12 protein-coding genes and 1 pseudogene are annotated in these 16,292 nt (G+C 56.6%); 1 reads left to right on the top strand and 12 read right to left on the bottom strand.

From position 1 onward, the window contains the following. Positions 1-388: 388 nt before the first annotated feature. A pseudogene (locus ACN0UH_RS11550) lies at positions 389-1,408 on the bottom strand (chemotaxis protein); the annotation flags it as partial. Positions 1,409-1,841: 433 nt separating this feature from the next. After that, entirely contained in the window at positions 1,842-2,432 is a 591-nt protein-coding gene (locus ACN0UH_RS11545) for an NADPH-dependent FMN reductase (RefSeq protein ID WP_417662176.1), read from the bottom strand. 258 nt (positions 2,433-2,690) lie between these two features. Here ACN0UH_RS11545 and ACN0UH_RS11540 point away from each other — a divergent pair, with 258 nt between their 5' ends. Next, positions 2,691-4,016, top strand: coding sequence for a Na+/H+ antiporter family protein (locus ACN0UH_RS11540; protein WP_417662175.1), 1,326 nt, complete (start codon positions 2,691-2,693; stop codon positions 4,014-4,016). Positions 4,017-4,371: 355 nt separating this feature from the next. Here the strand turns inward: ACN0UH_RS11540 and nuoN are convergent, their stop codons facing one another. The 10 genes from nuoN to nuoE form a co-directional block, all read right to left on the bottom strand. Beyond that, complete coding sequence (nuoN, locus tag ACN0UH_RS11535; protein WP_417662174.1) at positions 4,372-5,835, bottom strand: NADH-quinone oxidoreductase subunit NuoN; 1,464 nt, start codon at positions 5,833-5,835, stop codon at positions 4,372-4,374. An 8-nt stretch (positions 5,836-5,843) separates the two neighbouring features. Beyond that, positions 5,844-7,373 carry an NADH-quinone oxidoreductase subunit M gene (gene nuoM, locus ACN0UH_RS11530; RefSeq protein WP_417662173.1) on the bottom strand — a complete coding sequence of 510 codons (1,530 nt, stop codon included), beginning with the start codon at positions 7,371-7,373 and terminating at the stop codon, positions 5,844-5,846. A gap of 15 nt (positions 7,374-7,388) precedes the next feature. Next, a complete protein-coding gene (gene nuoL, locus ACN0UH_RS11525) occupies positions 7,389-9,236 on the bottom strand; it encodes an NADH-quinone oxidoreductase subunit L (protein WP_417662172.1) in 1,848 nt (615 codons plus the stop codon). Beyond that, a complete protein-coding gene (gene nuoK, locus ACN0UH_RS11520; RefSeq protein ID WP_087516782.1) occupies positions 9,233-9,541 on the bottom strand; it encodes an NADH-quinone oxidoreductase subunit NuoK in 309 nt (102 codons plus the stop codon). Before nuoK ends, nuoL begins: the two co-directional genes overlap by 4 nt. Then, entirely contained in the window at positions 9,538-10,047 is a 510-nt protein-coding gene (nuoJ, locus tag ACN0UH_RS11515) for an NADH-quinone oxidoreductase subunit J (RefSeq protein ID WP_417662171.1), read from the bottom strand. Before nuoJ ends, nuoK begins: the two co-directional genes overlap by 4 nt. Positions 10,048-10,055: 8 nt before the next feature. Continuing rightward, positions 10,056-10,604 (bottom strand): NADH-quinone oxidoreductase subunit NuoI, encoded by a 549-nt coding sequence (gene nuoI, locus ACN0UH_RS11510; protein WP_087516784.1) that lies wholly within the window; start codon positions 10,602-10,604, stop codon positions 10,056-10,058. A 10-nt stretch (positions 10,605-10,614) separates the two neighbouring features. Continuing rightward, a complete protein-coding gene (gene nuoH / locus ACN0UH_RS11505; RefSeq protein WP_417662170.1) occupies positions 10,615-11,607 on the bottom strand; it encodes an NADH-quinone oxidoreductase subunit NuoH in 993 nt (330 codons plus the stop codon). Next, positions 11,604-14,333 (bottom strand): NADH-quinone oxidoreductase subunit NuoG, encoded by a 2,730-nt coding sequence (gene nuoG, locus ACN0UH_RS11500; RefSeq protein ID WP_417662169.1) that lies wholly within the window; start codon positions 14,331-14,333, stop codon positions 11,604-11,606. The genes nuoH and nuoG overlap by 4 nt, the downstream gene beginning before the upstream one ends. A gap of 94 nt (positions 14,334-14,427) precedes the next feature. After that, positions 14,428-15,801, bottom strand: coding sequence for an NADH-quinone oxidoreductase subunit NuoF (gene nuoF, locus ACN0UH_RS11495; RefSeq protein WP_417662168.1), 1,374 nt, complete (start codon positions 15,799-15,801; stop codon positions 14,428-14,430). Next, complete coding sequence (gene nuoE / locus ACN0UH_RS11490; protein WP_417662167.1) at positions 15,798-16,292, bottom strand: NADH-quinone oxidoreductase subunit NuoE; 495 nt, start codon at positions 16,290-16,292, stop codon at positions 15,798-15,800. The genes nuoF and nuoE overlap by 4 nt, the downstream gene beginning before the upstream one ends.

The raw sequence follows: 16,292 nt of genomic DNA, 5'->3' as shown, positions 1-16,292 counted from the left end.
GATCACTGCTGGCGGCAAGCCCTTCAACTTCTTGCATGGCCACGCTCATCTCATTGGCGAGCAACTCAATGGATGAGGTGGTTTTGTCGATCACGCCGAGCCCATCACGGGTCGCATGGTCAGCACTGCGCGCAGCCTCAGCGGCTTGTGCTGCGTTTTGCGCGACATCGTGTGCAGTTGCACTCATTTCCTGGAATGCGGTGGCGACCTGATCAACCTCACGGAATTGCTGTTGCATCCCTGCACTGGTCTGGCTGGCAATCGACGCCGACTGGTCGGCGGTGGCCCGCGCATCTACCACGCTGCGCTTAACCTCGGCGATGATCGGCTGCAACTTGTCGAGAAAACGGTTGAACCAGCTGGCAAGTTCGCCGAGTTCATCCTGTTTGGTGTAATTCAGGCGCTTGGTCAGGTCTCCTTCGCCACTGGCGATGTCTTTAAGCATGGTCGAGACGCCGATAATCGGCCGCGTAACACCACGAGCGGTGAGCCACATCAGTAGCAAGCCAAATATCACCGCAACCAAACCGATCAGCAGTGAAACAGTGCTGTCTTGCGTGCTGCGGTCATCAAGTTGAGCCTGGAGTTTCAGGGCAGGGGCCAGTAACACCTGCTCCGGTACCTGAATCATCACGCTCCAGGATTTGGCCTCAGGAATTGGCCTGAATGGCTCGACTACACGCAGCATCTCGGCTTGATGCAACGCGGCTGATTTGCCGGCGGTGATCAATGTCTGGATTTCGTTGCTTTGCTCTGGAAAGGCCTTGTCCAGCGACTTGCTGAGCATGCTGGCGTCCAGACTGTGGCCGGCAATCAAGCCTGCCGGGCTGAATATACTGACGTGTGCTTGGCCGTCGTAGAGCTCGCTATTGGCCTGCGCACTCAGCTGTTGAAGGCTGTCGAGGCTGATATCAAGGCCGACCACACCTAATACTTTGCCGTCGACTTGCAGCGGGAAGGCAATGCTGGTCATCAGTACTTGTTTACCAGCCACATCATCGAAGTATGGCTCTAGCACGCAAGGCTGAGCCGTGTCGCGCGGGCAGGTATACCAAGCGTTGTAGGGATCACCACTTGGGCCGGTTTCGGTTTTAGTGAGGTCTTCCTCAGGCAGTGTTTCCGACTCCAGCTGGCCCGGCGTTGACTGTGACCAGTACAGCGAAAACCGGCCTTGTTCATTGCTGCCTAACTCTGCTTGATCGGCGAATAACTCATCTTTGCCATCTAGGGCATTGGGTTCAAATATCAAGTACAGGCCAAGAATCGCCGGGTTGGCTTCAAGGCTGGTACGTACCTGGCGTGTGAGGTCTTCACGTAGGTCAAAGGCATCGAGGAAGCGTTTCTCGGCTTGTTCACGCAGGAACAGAATCTGCCGCGAGAAGCCTTTACCGTACTGATACGAGTCCATGAAATAGCGCTGGATGCGGATCGCTTGCAGTTCGCCCCGTGACTTCAGCCGCAACTCGGCACTTTCTTTGAGCATCTCGCTGCTTGATGCGCTGACCAGGTTGGCGCTTTGCTTGGCTTGATAGAGCGATGCACCTACCAACAATGTCACAATCGCCACCAGGCACAAGCCTGCCAGCAGAGTGATTTTGAGTTGGATTGATAGCCGGTTGAGCATCATGCGATGTTCCTTTGTAAAAACCTTCGATACCGAACTATCGGCTAGGTCGTGTTTTTCTTTATTAAGAAAAACACCCGAAATGTAGTTTTTATTGCTCAGCGCTCACGCTCAGAAATAAAACTGCAGAAATGCTTGGTTTCGAGGGATAGTTTGTGAAGTACAGGCAATAAAAAGCCCGGCGTTAACCGGGCTTAATAACACTCGATAATGAGGCTTACATCCCGTTGGTGAAGGCCGTCATGTCGATTGACTCGCGCACAGGTTTCAGTGCGTGGGCGTACTTGCCGAGGATATCCAGCGCGTAATCAATCCGCGTACGTATGCGCTGATCATCTTCGGACTGTGGCTCGGGCATGTTCAACATCTGTTCGGCATGCCGCACAATCAAATGCTCTGGCAGGTAGCACAATCGGCAGTTTTTGTAGCTCGACGCGCGTAGTTCGCTAATTGGAGAGCTGCCGCCAATCCCGGATGAGACGCCAACCAGCAGCCCTGGCTTGTGCGCGAGCTCGGTTTTGCTGGCGTAGATAAAGAAGTTCTTTATCGCCGGGCAAGCCATGCCATTCCACTCAGGTGCGACGATGATTACGGCGTCAGCACTTTCCAATTGCTGACTGAAAAGTCCCCACGGCCCAGTATCTTCTGCCGGCCAGAGTGGAAGAGGGGCAAGACCGAGGTCGATGACATGACTTTGCGTCTCGCTGGTCAGATCCAGCTGTATCAGCCGGTTGCGAAGAAAACGGGCAACTTTGCCCGATTGACTGTTATTGCGGCTGGAACCCGCGACGATTGCGATGTTAAGCATGCAGTACTCCCTGTAAAAAAACGCAGGCTAGCGAGTAAATGGGGCTGACGGCAAGTATGCAAACGCCAATTGCACTGGCTAATCAGGTCAGACTGCTGCTTTGGCTGGCTGTCACTGCCTGCGGATGCAACTGGGGCGCCAGTTGGCGAGAACTTTTGACAGCCTAAAGCGCATGGGGCAAAGTGGCCGAATTTTTTGGCAGATCGCCGCATATAGATGTTTTTCCATAGATTTTAGTCGAGCTCTAGGGAGCAATTGATGAACGCAGTCGTAGCAGCGGTCGGCATCATGCTGGTCCTCAGTTTGTGCAGGGTGCACGTGGTGGTGGCGTTGATTGTCGGCGCATTGGCCGGCGGCATGATCGGTGGTTTGGGTCTTAGCGGCTCACTCGAAGCTTTCAACAATGGGCTGGGCGGCGGCGCTACAGTCGCGTTGTCTTACGCGCTGCTCGGTGCATTTGCTGTGGCAATCGCCAAATCAGGCATGGCCCATGCGCTGGCCGATAAGGCTGTGGCTCTGGTGGGAGCAAAGGCCGAGAGTGGCACCGGTACTGCTGCGTTGAAATGGCTGCTGATCGCTTTGCTGCTCTGTGTCGCCATTGCGTCGCAGAACATCTTGCCAATTCATATCGCCTTTATCCCGTTGTTGGTGCCGCCACTGCTCTATGTATTGAGCAAAATGCAGCTCGACCGCCGGCTGATCGCCTGCGTGCTGACCTTCGGCTTGGTCACGCCTTATATGTTCTTGCCTGTTGGTTTTGGCGGTATATTTCTCAATGAAATCCTCTTGGCCAATGTAGCCAAAGCGGGCGTTGATATCAGCGGCATAAGCGTGACCCATGCCATGGCGTTGCCTGCGTTGGGCATGTTCTGCGGCCTGCTGGTCGCTGTATTTTTCAGCTACAGCAAAAAGCGTGTTTACGACCTTGAACAAGTCGAGCAGGTCGAGCGGGTCGACGTTAAGTACAACCCGCGTAGCTTGCTGGTAGCCGCTGTGGCGGTTGCTATCGCCTTCGTTGTACAGCTGTGGCTGGACTCGATGATCATTGGCGCGCTGGCCGGGTTTGTGGTGTTTTCGGTGTCTGGCGTGGTGCGCTGGAAAGAAGCCGACGGCCTGTTTACTGAAGGCATGAAAATGATGGCCATGATCGGTTTCATCATGATTGCCGCCGCCGGTTTTGCCGAAGTAATGAAGGCCACCGGCGATGTCAAACACCTGGTTGATGATGCCGCCGGGATGATTGGCAATAACAAAGGTATAGGCGCGCTGTTGATGCTGCTGGTCGGCTTGCTGGTGACGCTGGGTATCGGCTCATCCTTTTCGACCGTGCCAATTATTGCTGCGATCTTCGTACCGCTGGGCATCCAGTTGGGTTTTAGCCCGCTGGCGATTGTCTGCATCGTGGGTACTGCCGGTGCGCTCGGCGACGCAGGTTCCCCTGCATCCGACTCAACGCTGGGGCCGACCTCAGGTTTGAATGTTGATGGCCAGCACAACCATATCTGGGACAGTGTGGTGCCGACATTTCTGCACTACAACTTACCGCTGCTGGTGTTCGGCTGGGTTGCGGCGATGGTGTTGTAATCGCTATAGATAGCAAATTAGCCACATATAAACGCGGTGCCTCTGGCACCGCGTTTTTTATGAGCGGTTACAGCGTAGGGTGCGACAACGCGAAGCTTGTCCACCGTGGTAGAGGCGTAAATTGAGGTGTGTAGTTCGGTGATGTATTGAGCTCCGTAGGGTGGATGAAAACAGCGTCATCCACCCTGCGGAGTAAGATATGACAACGCAAAGCTTGCCCTCAAAGGTTGAGACCTAAATCGGCGTTGGGCATTGGGCGTGTGCGAATTATTTAATCGGAAACAAAAATGCCAGTCAGCAGAACTGACTGGCATTTGATCTGAGCGCTGGCTGTTAAAGCGCAGCGCTTACGCGCTTAACCGATGCTGAACTTCGCCAGCAACACAAGCAGCGGCTGTGGGTAAACGCCGAGGAAGAATGCCAGGAAGGCAACCACCATCAGCATCACGCCGCCTGCACGTTGGCCCCAGTCAAATGGGGCGTCATGGCGATGCAGGTTAGGTTCTACCAGGAACAAGGTGACCATGACCCGAAGGTAATAGAACACACCAATCGCGCTGCCGAGCACCAGCGCGCCGAGCAGCCACCATTGCTGCGACTCAACACCGACGCCGATAATGTAGAACTTACCGATAAAGCCTGCGGTCAGCGGAATACCCGCCAGCGACAGCATCATAACGGTGAGCACTGCAGTCAGGTACGGACGGCGCCAGAACAAGCCACGGTACTCGTACAGCGCGTCGGCATCGCGGCCTTTGTACGGCGTCGACATCAAGGTGATAACCCCGAACGCGCCGAGCGTAGTCAGGACATACATGGCCAGGTAAACCGCCACTGCTTCAATCGCCAGGCCATTGCTGGCGATCAATGCGATCAGCAGATAACCGAAGTGGGCGATGGATGAATAACCCAGCAATCGCTTGATGTTGTTTTGCAGCAGCGCCAGCAGGTTACCGAACAGAATCGAGGCGATGGCAAGAACGGTCAGCAACTCTGTCAGCCAGCCACCACTTGCCGCCGGTGAGACTTCATAGAGGCGCAACAGCACGGCGAACACCGCCACCTTGCTCGCCGTCGCCAAGAAGGCAGACACTGGTGCTGGTGCGCCCTCGTAGACGTCAGCTGTCCATAAGTGGAAAGGCACCAGTGACAGCTTGAAGCCAAGACCGACCAGCATCATGCCAAAACCAATTTCAACCAGCAGGCTCGGTGCGCCACCAGCAGTCACCGCTTGGCCGATACCTGCAAAGCTCATGCTGCCAGACTCCGCATAAAGCAGGGCCATACCAAACAGCAGGAAGCCTGAACCCGCCGCCGAGAGCACCATGTATTTGATGCCAGCTTCGAGCGAGCGCTTGTTGAAGAACGCGTATGCGATCATCCCGTAAGTGGGGACGGACAACAGTTCAAGGCCGATAAACAGGCCAGCCAGATGCTGGGCGCTGACCAGAACCAAGCCACCTGCCGCGCTGAGCAGAATCAGCAGGTACAGTTCTTCACGGTTGCCGGGGTAGCCCTTGCCCGACTCGCCGCCCAGATAGGCATGAATCAAGGTGACGCAGGCGAGTGTTGAAGCAAGCACCAGCACCATGTAGAAGCAGGCGAATTTGTCCACCATCAACAGCGGCGTTACCTGTAACGGAGCAACGCTGATGGCGGCAAAAACTGAAAGTAGCGCCAGATTAAGACCGATGACCGAGATGCCGAAGGTCATGGCGTGATTGCGCTTCCAGGCGATCGCCAGCATGACCGCGACAATAGTCAAGCTGGTGATCAGCAGCGGTAGCAGGGCGAGTAAATGTTGAGTCGTAAAGTCCATAAAACTGCTTACCGAGCCTGATCAAGTTGATTAAACGCGCTGCTCATCCACTGCACCACACCGTGGGTGCTGGCGGCGGAGGTGTCGAGCACCGGCTGCGGGTAAACGCCGAGCAAAACCAGCAGGCCAGCAAGGCCCAGAACCATGCTTAGCTCGCGTGCTTTCAAGCCGAGTAACGGTTCATCTGATTTGCTCGGACCAAAGTAGGCACGATGAATCATGATCAGCGAGTAGACCGAGCCAAACACCAAGCCAGTCGCCGCAATAGAGGTGATCCAAGGTGCGCCCGGGAAGCTACCGATCAGAATCAGGAACTCACCAACGAAGTTCCCCGTGCCCGGCATGCCCAGCGCGGCAGCGGCAAAGAACAGGCTGATTGCCGGGAGCCAAGGCATACGCCCCCAGATACCGCCCATTTGGCGCATGTCGCGAGTGCCCAGACGTTCGTACAGCTGACCACAGAGAATGAACAGTGCAGCAGCTGAAAGACCGTGAGCCATCATCTGCACTACGGCGCCTTGCATGGCGATCTCGCTGCCTGAATAGATTGCAATCAGCACGAAACCCATGTGCGAAACGCTGGAGTAGGCGATCAAGCGCTTGATGTCAGTCTGAGCAAAGGACAGCAGCGCGCCGTAGATAATCGCAAACACCCCCAGATACATGGCGATCGGTGCGAACTCCGCCGATGCATTGGGAAACAGCGGCAAGGCGAAGCGGATCAAGCCATAGGCTGCGGTTTTCAGCAGAATACCGGCAAGATCAACCGAGCCCGCAGTTGGCGCTTGTGCGTGGGCATCGGGCAACCAGGAGTGGAATGGCACCACCGGGAACTTGACCGCGAAAGCGATAAAGAAGCCCAGCATCAGCAGGTATTCGGTATGCGGCTCGAACTGGGTACGCAGCAGATCAGCGTAGTTGAAGGTCCAGTCGCCTGTTTGCTGGAAGTGAATGAATACCAGGCTGAGAATTGCGATCAACATCACCAGACCGCTGGCCTGGGTGTAGATGAAGAACTTAGTCGCTGCGTTGATCCGTGTCTTGCCTTCGCTGCCGCTGTGGCCCCAGAGGGCAATCAGGAAGTACATCGGTACCAGCATCATCTCCCAGAAGAAGAAGAACAGGAACAGGTCAACCGCGAGGAATACGCCGACCACGCCGCCGAGAATCCACATCAGGTTGAGGTGGAAGAAGCCGACCCGGTTCTGGATTTCATTCCATGAGCAGAGCACCGACAGCACGCCGAGCAGGCCGGTGAGCGCCACCATGAGCACTGATAAACCATCCATCGCCAAATGGATGGTGATGCCCAGACGCGGGATCCACTGCATCTTAAACTCGTGCGCCCAAACGGGGTCACCGCCCGGTGCCGGGGCGAGAGTGAAGTCACCGGTGATCCACAGCCAGAGCGCCAACACAAAGAGTGAGAGCATGGTAAACAGGGCGATCCAGCGTGGCAGCGTGTTGCTGTGGCGCTCGAATTGCCAGCACAAAAGGCCGCCAATAAAGGGGATAAGGATTAGCCAGGGCAGAATCATGACTGTCGGTTTTCCTTAATTCAGAAGCAGCAGGGCAAGCACGAGAACGGCGCCCCCGGCAATGGACATGGCATACCAGCGCAGGCTACCGGTGACTGAGCGACTAAGCGCCAAGTGAGCGATACGTGTGCTGCGCGGAATAATGCTGATCGTGCGATCAAATGGATCGCGTACCAGCAGGCGCGTGATAAGCAGGTAGGGTTTGACGAACAGCCAGTCATAGAGCCAATCGAAGCCCCATGCAGCAAACCACCAGGCAGACAGCAAGCGCCCCGGCGCACTGTTGGCAATTGCGCTGGCAACCCGGCGCTGGCCAAGGAACAACAGCGCAGCAAGTAATATTCCAGCGATAGCGATCAGGCCTGAAGCCAGCTCCAGCCGATGCTGAGCATCGCCTCCGGCGTGACCAACGCTTTCAGGCAGGACTCCGGCCAGAGGCGGCGTGATCAGCGCCCCAATGAAGGTTGAAAGAATGATCAGTACCGTCAATGGCAGCCAATGAGCAACACCTTTGCCAGCATGCGCTTCGATCTTGGGTTCGCCATGGAAAGTGATGAAGATCAGGCGGAAGGTGTAGATCGAAGTCAGGAATGCGCCAAGCAACCCTGCATAAAGCAGGTAGCTGTGGCCGCTGGCGAATGCTTCCCAAAGGATTTCATCTTTCGAGTAGAAACCTGCGGTAATCAGCGGTAAAGCAGCCAGCGCCGAACCACCGACGATAAAGCTGGCATAGGCCAGTGGCAGTTTCTTCCACAAACCGCCCATCTTGAAGATGTTCTGTTCGTGGTGGCAGGCATTGATCACCGCGCCCGAGGCCAGGAACAACAGGGCTTTGAAGAAGGCGTGAGTCATCAGGTGGAAGATCGCCGCATCCCAAGCGCCAACACCCAGCGCGAGGAACATGTAGCCAATCTGACTCATGGTCGAGTAGGCGAGAATACGCTTGATATCAGTCTGCACCAGCGCCGCAAAGCCGGCGAGGACCAAGGTCACGCCACCGACAATGCCCACCAACTCCAGAATTTCCGGGGTCAACAGGAACAGGCCGTGGGTCCGCGCGATCAGGTAAACACCGGCGGTCACCATGGTGGCCGCGTGAATCAGCGCCGAGACTGGCGTCGGGCCAGCCATCGCATCAGCCAGCCAGGTTTGCAGCGGCAACTGCGCCGATTTACCGACGGCGCCGCCGAGCAACATCAGGGTTGCAATCCACAGCCAGCTGTCACCGGCTGCATACTTCTGTGGTGCCAGAACCATCAGCTCCTGAATGTTCAGCGTGCCCAGATGCTGGAACAGAATAAACAGGCCAATCGCCATGAACACATCACCGATACGGGTGACGATAAAGGCTTTCAGTGCTGCATTGCCGTTGGCGCGGTGCTTGAAGTAAAAACCAATCAGCAGGTACGAGCACAGGCCAACACCTTCCCAACCGAAGTACAGGAACAACAGGTTATCGCCCAGCACCAGAAACAGCATGCTGGCGATAAACAGGTTGGTATAGGAAAAGAAGCGTGAGTAGCCTTCCTCGCCGCGCATGTACCAACTGGCAAACAGGTGGATCAGAAAACCTACGCCAGTCACCACGCCGAGCATTGTGACCGACAAGCCATCCAGATACAGGGTGAAGCTTGGAGTAAAGCTTTCAACGCTCATCCACTGCCACAGCACTTGGGTGTAGACGCCGTCAGCCGGTGGGTTGATGTTGAATTGCAGGATGACCCAGGCAGCCGTAAGGGCGCTGAGGCCAACTGAGCCTACGCCAATCAATGCGGCGAGGTTCTCTGAGATACGCCCCCTTGAAAATGACAGGGCAAGCCAGCCAAGCAAAGGAAACAGGCAGGTCAAAAATAATAGATTCATCCGCGCATCTCACTGGCTGCGTCGATATCAAGCGTGTTGAAGCGGCGATACAGCTGCAACAGAATGGCCAAGCCAATGCTGGCCTCAGCCGCTGCAAGGGTAATCACCAGAATAAACATCACTTGGCCGTCGGCTTGAACCCAACGGCTGCCCGCGACTACGAAGGCTAGGGCGGTGGCGTTCATCATCACTTCAAGGCTCATCAGCACGAACAAAATATTGCGCCGAACCATCAGGCCAATCAGGCCGAGACTGAATAACAGGCCCGCAAGCGCCAGGCCATGCTCCATTGGAATCGCACTCATGGCTTCACATCCTTAGCTTCATGGCGGCCCAGGTGATAAGCCGCAACCAGCGCCGCCAGCAGCAGCATCGAAGCCAGCTCAACCACCAATAAATATGGGCCAAACAGGCTGATGCCGACCGCTTTGGCATCGACCGTCTGGGTGCCGATAACGGCGCCACTTGGGCTGCTGAACAGGGCGTAGAGCAACTGTGCAAGTAACAGCGCAGACAAAATGGATGGCCCGACCCAAATACCTGGCGTCAGCCATTTGCGCTCTTGCTCAACTGCGGCGGGGCCGAGGTTGAGCATCATCACCACGAACACGAACAACACCATGATCGCGCCTGCGTAGACGATGATCTCCAGCGCACCGGCAAATGGAGCACCGAGGGCGAAGAAGGTCATGGAGACCGCCAGTAAAGAGACGATCAGGTACAACAGGGCGTGCACCGGATTAGTACCGGTTATAACCCTGAACGTGGCTGCTACGGCAATGCCAGCAGCGAAATAGAAGGCGAATTCCATATGCGTCCTTACGGGAGCAGGCTTTTTACGTTGATCGGCTCGGCTTCATTCTGCGCGGCGCCTTTCGGCTTACCGGCGATGGCCATACCGGCAACGCGATAGAAGTTGTAGTCAGGGTTCTTGCCAGGGCCGGAAATCAGCAGGTCTTCTTTTTCGTAGACCAGGTCCTGACGTTTGAACTCACCCATCTCGAAGTCAGGTGTCAGTTGGATGGCCGTGGTTGGGCAGGCTTCTTCACATAAACCGCAGAAAATGCAGCGCGAGAAGTTGATCCGGAAAAAGTCCGGATACCAGCGCCCATCTTCGGTTTCAGCCTTTTGCAGCGAGATACAGCCAACTGGACAAGCGACCGCACACAGGTTGCAGGCCACGCAGCGCTCTTCGCCATCAGGGTCGCGGGTCAGTACGATCCGGCCACGGTAGCGTGGTGGCAGATAAACAGCTTCTTCCGGGTATTGCAGGGTGTCGCGTTTACGGAAGCCGTGGCTGAACACCATCACCATGCTGCGAAGCTGGGTGTAGGTGCCGTAAACGACGTCCTTGATATAAGTGAACATGGGAAACTCCTTACTGGGCCGCGGCCAGCACTAATGCGCCGGTCACCAGCAGGTTGATCAGGGTCAGCGGCAAGCAGAACTTCCAGCTGAAAGCCATGACTTGGTCATATCGTGGGCGCGGAATAGAGGCGCGCAACAAAATAAAAATCATGATGAAGAAGCAGGTCTTGAGCGCGAACCAGATAAACGGAATCTGCGGCAGCAGCCCAAACGGCCCATGCCAGCCACCAAAGAACAGGGTGACCAGCAGCGCCGAGACGGTGACGATCGCAATGTATTCGCCAACGAAGAACATGCCCCATTTCATACCGGCGTATTCAATATGGTAGCCGTCGGCAAGCTCTTGTTCTGCTTCTGGCTGGTCGAACGGGTGACGGTGCGTCACCGCAATCGCAGCGATAAAGAAGGTACAAAAGCCGAAGAACTGCGGGATGATGAACCATAGATGCTGGGCCTGATATTCAACGATATCGCGCATGTTGAACGAGCCGACCTGCGCCACAACGCCCATCAGCGCCAAGGCCAGGAACACCTCGTACGAAACGGTCTGAGCGGATGCGCGCAATGCGCCAAGCAGGGCGAACTTGTTGTTGCTCGACCAGCCAGCAAAAAGCACGGCGTAGACCGACAAACCGGCCATTGCAAAGAAAAACAAGATGCCGATATTGAGGTCAGCAACTCCCCAATTAGGGCTGATCGGGATAATCGCAAAGGCCAGTAGCATCGCGGCAAAGGCAATCATCGGCGCCAGGGTGAAAATGAATTTGTCGGCGAAGGGTGGCGTCCAGTCCTCTTTGAAGAACATCTTCAGCATGTCCGCGACAATCTGGAACATGCCGAAGGGACCGACACGGTTCGGACCATAACGGTCTTGCCACCAGCCGAGCAGACGCCGTTCGATAAAACTCAGCAAGGCACCGGTGATCACCACGGCCAGCAAAATGACCACGGCTTTGAGTACTGCAATCAGCACATCGATCAGTTCAGGCGTAAGCCAATTCATTGCGCGCCCTCCTGCAGGTTACTGATGCTGGCGCCGGCAACGATGGCTGGAATACCGCTCAGGCCAACTGGCAGGCCCGCAAGGCCAATTGCCAGCTCTTCAGTTATCCGCACCGGCAAACACAGGGTTTGGCCATTGATGCTGAAGCTGACCAAGGCTCCCTCATTGATTGCAAGCTGATCGGCATGTTCCTTGGCCAACGCGATGTAGGCCGCCGGGATGCGCTGCTGGATAGGCTCGGCCAATGCAGAGGTTTCGTCACTGCCGAACAAATGATGCAGCGGCACAGCCTGCAAGGTGCCTTGCGCTGGGTTGAATGCTGCGGTTGGGGCAAACCATGGCAACGTCTGGCCCTTGGACTCGATCAAACGAACGCCCGGGTCGCCTGCGCGAATATGCCCGCCGACTTCATCCTGAAACTTGTTCCATGCTTGTGGCGAGTTCCAGCCCGGCGACCAGGCAAAGGGAACTTGCTGACGGTCTTCCTTGCTGCCCGAATAACCTTCCATCGAGTAAGCGAAGGCGCTGTCTTTATCCTGCGGCTGACGCGGCTCGTGCACGCTGATATTGGCGCGCATGGCTGTGCGGCCGCTGTAGCGAAGCGGTTCGCGAGCCAGTTTCAGACCTTTGATGCGGAACGAGGCGTTTGGCGCTGCCTCGGTAATAGCAGCCAGTTGTGGGCTACTTGCCGCGCAGGCCGCCGTTACTTGGTCAAGCTGGGTCCAATCGACTGGCTGGTCTTGACGCGTGGCGAGCAGGGCGTGGAGCCAGCGCCAGCTTTCGCGGACCAGAATCTTGTCGTCGTAATAGCTCGGTTCGAAAACCTGGAAGAAGCGCTGCGCGCGTCCTTCGCTGCTAACCAGCGTGCCATCGGCTTCGGCGAAGCTGGCCGCAGACAGCACCAGATGCGCCTTGGCAACCGTTGGTGTGTGCTGATGGTCGGCAACGATGATGGTTTTAGCGGCTGCAAGGGCAGCATCGACGGCAGCGGCATCAGCGCGGCGATAGAGATCATTCTCCAGCACCACTAGAGCGTCAGCTTCACCTGAAGTCAGGGCGTTGAGCGCGGCATCTACCGACTGGGTTGCGAAGTCGTCACCCATCAGCAGCGCCAGGCCGAGGCTGTTGGCTTCCGCAACGACCATGCTGAGCGAGGCGTTTTTCTCACGATTTTTCAGCGCACTGGCAATATTCGCTGCGGCCTCAAGCAACGCTTTATTGCCCAGCGATGTACCTGCAACCAATAGCGGACGCTTGGCGTTGAGCAAGGCATCGGCAATCTGTTGCACCAATTCGGCGGCTTCAGCCTCAAGGCCCGTCACGGCGGGTGCGCTTGGATCGATGGCATGGGCGACGGCAAAGCCAATACGGGCCAGGTCATCGGGAGCGGCGTGCACGCATTGTTCGGCGATATCGTCGAGGCGCGTCGCGGTTACGCTGGCTATAAACAGTGGATTCATTGCGTCTTGAGCGACGTTTTGCACCGCTGCCATGTGCCAATCCTGAATTTTCATTGAGGCGGCAATTTCAGTGGCTTTGCCCTTGACCGACTGGCGCAAAGCAAGCGCCAGGCGTGCTGCGGTTTGGGTGAGGTCTTCACCCAATACGAACACCGCATCGTGGCTTTCTACATCACGCAGGTTGGCCACCGGCAGCGGCCCGTTTTGCATGATGTCGAGGACCATGGCGATATGGGTCTGTTCGGCGGCTGCTATGCCTGAGTAGAAATTCTCACGGCCGACCAATTCGCGTAGCGCGTAGTTGCTCTCAAGGCTGGCGCGCGGGGAGCCGATACCGACAACTCGCTTGCCCTTGAGCAATGCAGCGCCTTGATCTAGCGCAGAATCGATGCCCATCTTCATTTTGCTGAGCATCATCATCGGCTGGCGCGGGCGGTCTTTACGGTTGACATAGCCGTAGCCGAAGCGACCACGGTCGCAGAGGAAATACTGGTTTACCGAGCCGTTGAAGCGGTTTTCGATGCGGCGGATTTCACCATAACGCTCACCCGGGCTGGTGTTGCAGCCGCTGGCACAGCCGTGGCAGATGCTCGGTGAGAACTGCATATCCCATTTACGGCTGTAGCGCTCGGAGTGGGTTTTGTCGGTGAATACGCCAGTCGGGCAGACCTCGGTGAGGTTGCCGGAGAACTCACTTTCAAGCGTGCCGTCTTCAACGCGACCGAAGTAGACGTTGTCATGGGCGCCGTACACGCCGAGGTCGGTGCCGCCGGCGTAGTCCTTGTAATAGCGAACGCAACGATAGCAGGCGATGCAGCGGTTCATCTCGTGAGCGATGAAAGGGCCGAGTTCCTGATTCTGGTGTGTGCGTTTGCTGAAACGATAGCGCCGGGCGTTGTGACCGGTCATCACAGTCATGTCTTGCAGATGGCAATGACCGCCTTCCTCGCACACCGGACAGTCATGCGGGTGGTTGGTCATCAACCATTCAACAACGCTGGCGCGAAATTGCTTGGCTTCTTCATCGTCGATGGAAATCCAGCTGTTGTCGGTCGCAGGTGTCATGCAGGACATGACCAGACGGCCGCGCTTGTCGTTCTCATCGCTGTATTGCTTGACCGCACACTGGCGGCACGCACCGACGCTACCAAGAGCGGGGTGCCAGCAAAAATAGGGAATGTCGAGCCCCAGAGACAGACAAGCCTGTAGCAGGTTGTCCGCTCCATCGACTTCAAAATCGTTGCCGTCTACGTGGATAGTGGCCATGGTTGAGTTTCTTCTTCCCCGCCGGAGCGGGCTTGGCTAATGGAAAACGGTTTGCTCCATGGCCAGTTGAGCTGGCCGCCAGAGCCTGAAATCGTTACGCGGGGACGAATTGCCCCGTCGCTGCCGGAACTGCTGAGCTGGAAACACCTGCCTCGAACTCTTCCCGGAAATATTTGATTGCGCTGCCTAACGGCTCAACCGCGCCCGGCGCGTGTGCACAGAAAGTCTTGCCCGGGCCGAGGAAGTTGACCAAACCCAATAAGGTTTCGATGTCTTCACGGGTGCCTTGGCCGCGCTCCAGTGCGCGCAGAATTTTCACGCTCCAAGGCAAACCATCACGGCAAGGCGTACACCAGCCGCATGACTCACGGGAGAAAAACTCTTCCATATTGCGCAGCAGCGAGACCATGTTGACGGAGTCATCAACCGCCAGCGCCAGGCCCGTGCCCATCCGTGTACCAACCTTGGCGATGCCCGCTGCATACATCGGCGCATCCAGGTGCTCCGGGAGCAAGAAACCGGTGCCAGCGCCGCCTGGTTGCCAGGCTTTCAAGGTGAAGCCATCGCGCATGCCGCCAGCGTAATCTTCAAACAGCTCGCGCGCGGGTACGCCGAATGGCAGCTCCCACAGACCGGGATTCTTGACCTTGCCGGAAAAGCCCATGAGCTTGGTGCCCATGTCATCCGAGCCGGGGCGGGCGAGGCTTTTGTACCAGTCAACACCGTGGTCGATAATTGATGGCACGTTGCACAAGGTTTCAACGTTGTTGACGCAGGTCGGCTTGCCCCAAACCCCGACAGCTGCAGGGAAGGGCGGTTTGGCGCGCGGGTTTGCCCGGCGGCCTTCCAGCGAGTTGATCAGTGCAGTTTCTTCGCCGCAGATATAACGACCGGCACCGGTGTGCACGATCAGCTCAAAATCGAAGCCGCTGCCGAAAATGTTTTTACCCAACAAACCAGCTGCTTTAGCTTCTTCAATCGCTCGATTGAGATTGGTCGCGGCGTCTACGTATTCACCACGCAAGAAGATATAGCCGCGATAAGCCTTGAGCGCGCGAGCGCTGATGAGCATGCCTTCAACTAACAGATGGGGCAGTTGCTCCATCAGCATCCGGTCTTTCCAGGTGTTGGGCTCCATCTCATCGGCGTTGCACAGCAGGTAGCGAATGTTCAGCGACTCATCCGCGGGCATCAGCCCCCATTTGACGCCGGTTGGGAAGCCTGCACCGCCGCGTCCTTTGAGACCGGCATCCTTGACCTGTTGCACAATATCCGCTTGAGCCATTTCGCTCAGCGCTTTGCGGGCGGCGCTGTAACCATTTTTGGCCTGATATTCTTCAAGCCAGACCGGCTGGCCGTCATCTCGCAGGCGCCAGGTCAGCGGATGGGTTTCTTCGCTGCGCTTGATCAGGTTGGCCGGGCCAATCGATGTCAGCACTTCGGTGCTGCGGCTAAGTAGAGCGCTCATGAGTAAGCCTCCAGCATGTTGGCAACGCAGTCGGGCTGGACATTACCAAAGGTGTCGTCATCAACCATCACTGCAGGCGCTTTGTCACAGTTGCCCAGACAGCAAACCGGGAGCAGGGTGAAGCGGCCGTCAGTCGTGGTTTGCCCAGGCTCGATGCCAAGCTGATCCTTGATGCTGGCAAGGACATTTTCATGGCCGCCGACAAAGCAGGTCATGCTGTCGCACACGCGGATGATGTGGCGGCCTACAGGCTGGCGGAAGATCTGGCTATAGAACGTAGCAACACCTTCGACGTCGCTGGCGGGGATGCCCAGCACCTGGCCAATGGCTTCGCTGGCGCCATCAGGCACCCAACCGCGGTGTTTCTGAACGATCTTCAGCGCTTCGATGGAGGCCGCGCGCGAGTCTTCATAATGATGCATTTCATGTTCGATTGCTGAGCGCTCGGCATCGCTAAGGGCAAAACGGTCAGTCTGAATAAGGGTATTCAT

The organism is Pseudomonas sp. (genome assembly GCF_048265905.1).
Classification (GTDB): Bacteria; Pseudomonadota; Gammaproteobacteria; order Pseudomonadales; family Pseudomonadaceae; genus Aquipseudomonas.
Note: the sequence above shows the minus strand (reverse complement) of the source record. Positions and strands in the feature narration are given on the sequence as shown.

Excerpts from the sequence above, each read along its gene's own strand:
- ACN0UH_RS11545 (WP_417662176.1), bottom strand. The coding sequence starts at position 2,432 with ATGCTTAACATCGCAATCGTCGCGGGTTCCAGCCGCAATAACAGTCAA.
- ACN0UH_RS11540 (WP_417662175.1), top strand. The coding sequence starts at position 2,691 with ATGAACGCAGTCGTAGCAGCGGTCGGCATCATGCTGGTCCTCAGTTTG.
- nuoN (WP_417662174.1), bottom strand. The coding sequence starts at position 5,835 with ATGGACTTTACGACTCAACATTTACTCGCCCTGCTACCGCTGCTGATC.
- nuoM (WP_417662173.1), bottom strand. The coding sequence starts at position 7,373 with ATGATTCTGCCCTGGCTAATCCTTATCCCCTTTATTGGCGGCCTTTTG.
- nuoL (WP_417662172.1), bottom strand. The coding sequence starts at position 9,236 with ATGAATCTATTATTTTTGACCTGCCTGTTTCCTTTGCTTGGCTGGCTT.
- nuoK (WP_087516782.1), bottom strand. The coding sequence starts at position 9,541 with ATGAGTGCGATTCCAATGGAGCATGGCCTGGCGCTTGCGGGCCTGTTA.
- nuoJ (WP_417662171.1), bottom strand. The coding sequence starts at position 10,047 with ATGGAATTCGCCTTCTATTTCGCTGCTGGCATTGCCGTAGCAGCCACG.
- nuoI (WP_087516784.1), bottom strand. The coding sequence starts at position 10,604 with ATGTTCACTTATATCAAGGACGTCGTTTACGGCACCTACACCCAGCTT.
- nuoH (WP_417662170.1), bottom strand. The coding sequence starts at position 11,607 with ATGAATTGGCTTACGCCTGAACTGATCGATGTGCTGATTGCAGTACTC.
- nuoG (WP_417662169.1), bottom strand. The coding sequence starts at position 14,333 with ATGGCCACTATCCACGTAGACGGCAACGATTTTGAAGTCGATGGAGCG.
- nuoF (WP_417662168.1), bottom strand. The coding sequence starts at position 15,801 with ATGAGCGCTCTACTTAGCCGCAGCACCGAAGTGCTGACATCGATTGGC.
- nuoE (WP_417662167.1), bottom strand. The coding sequence starts at position 16,292 with ATGAATACCCTTATTCAGACTGACCGTTTTGCCCTTAGCGATGCCGAG.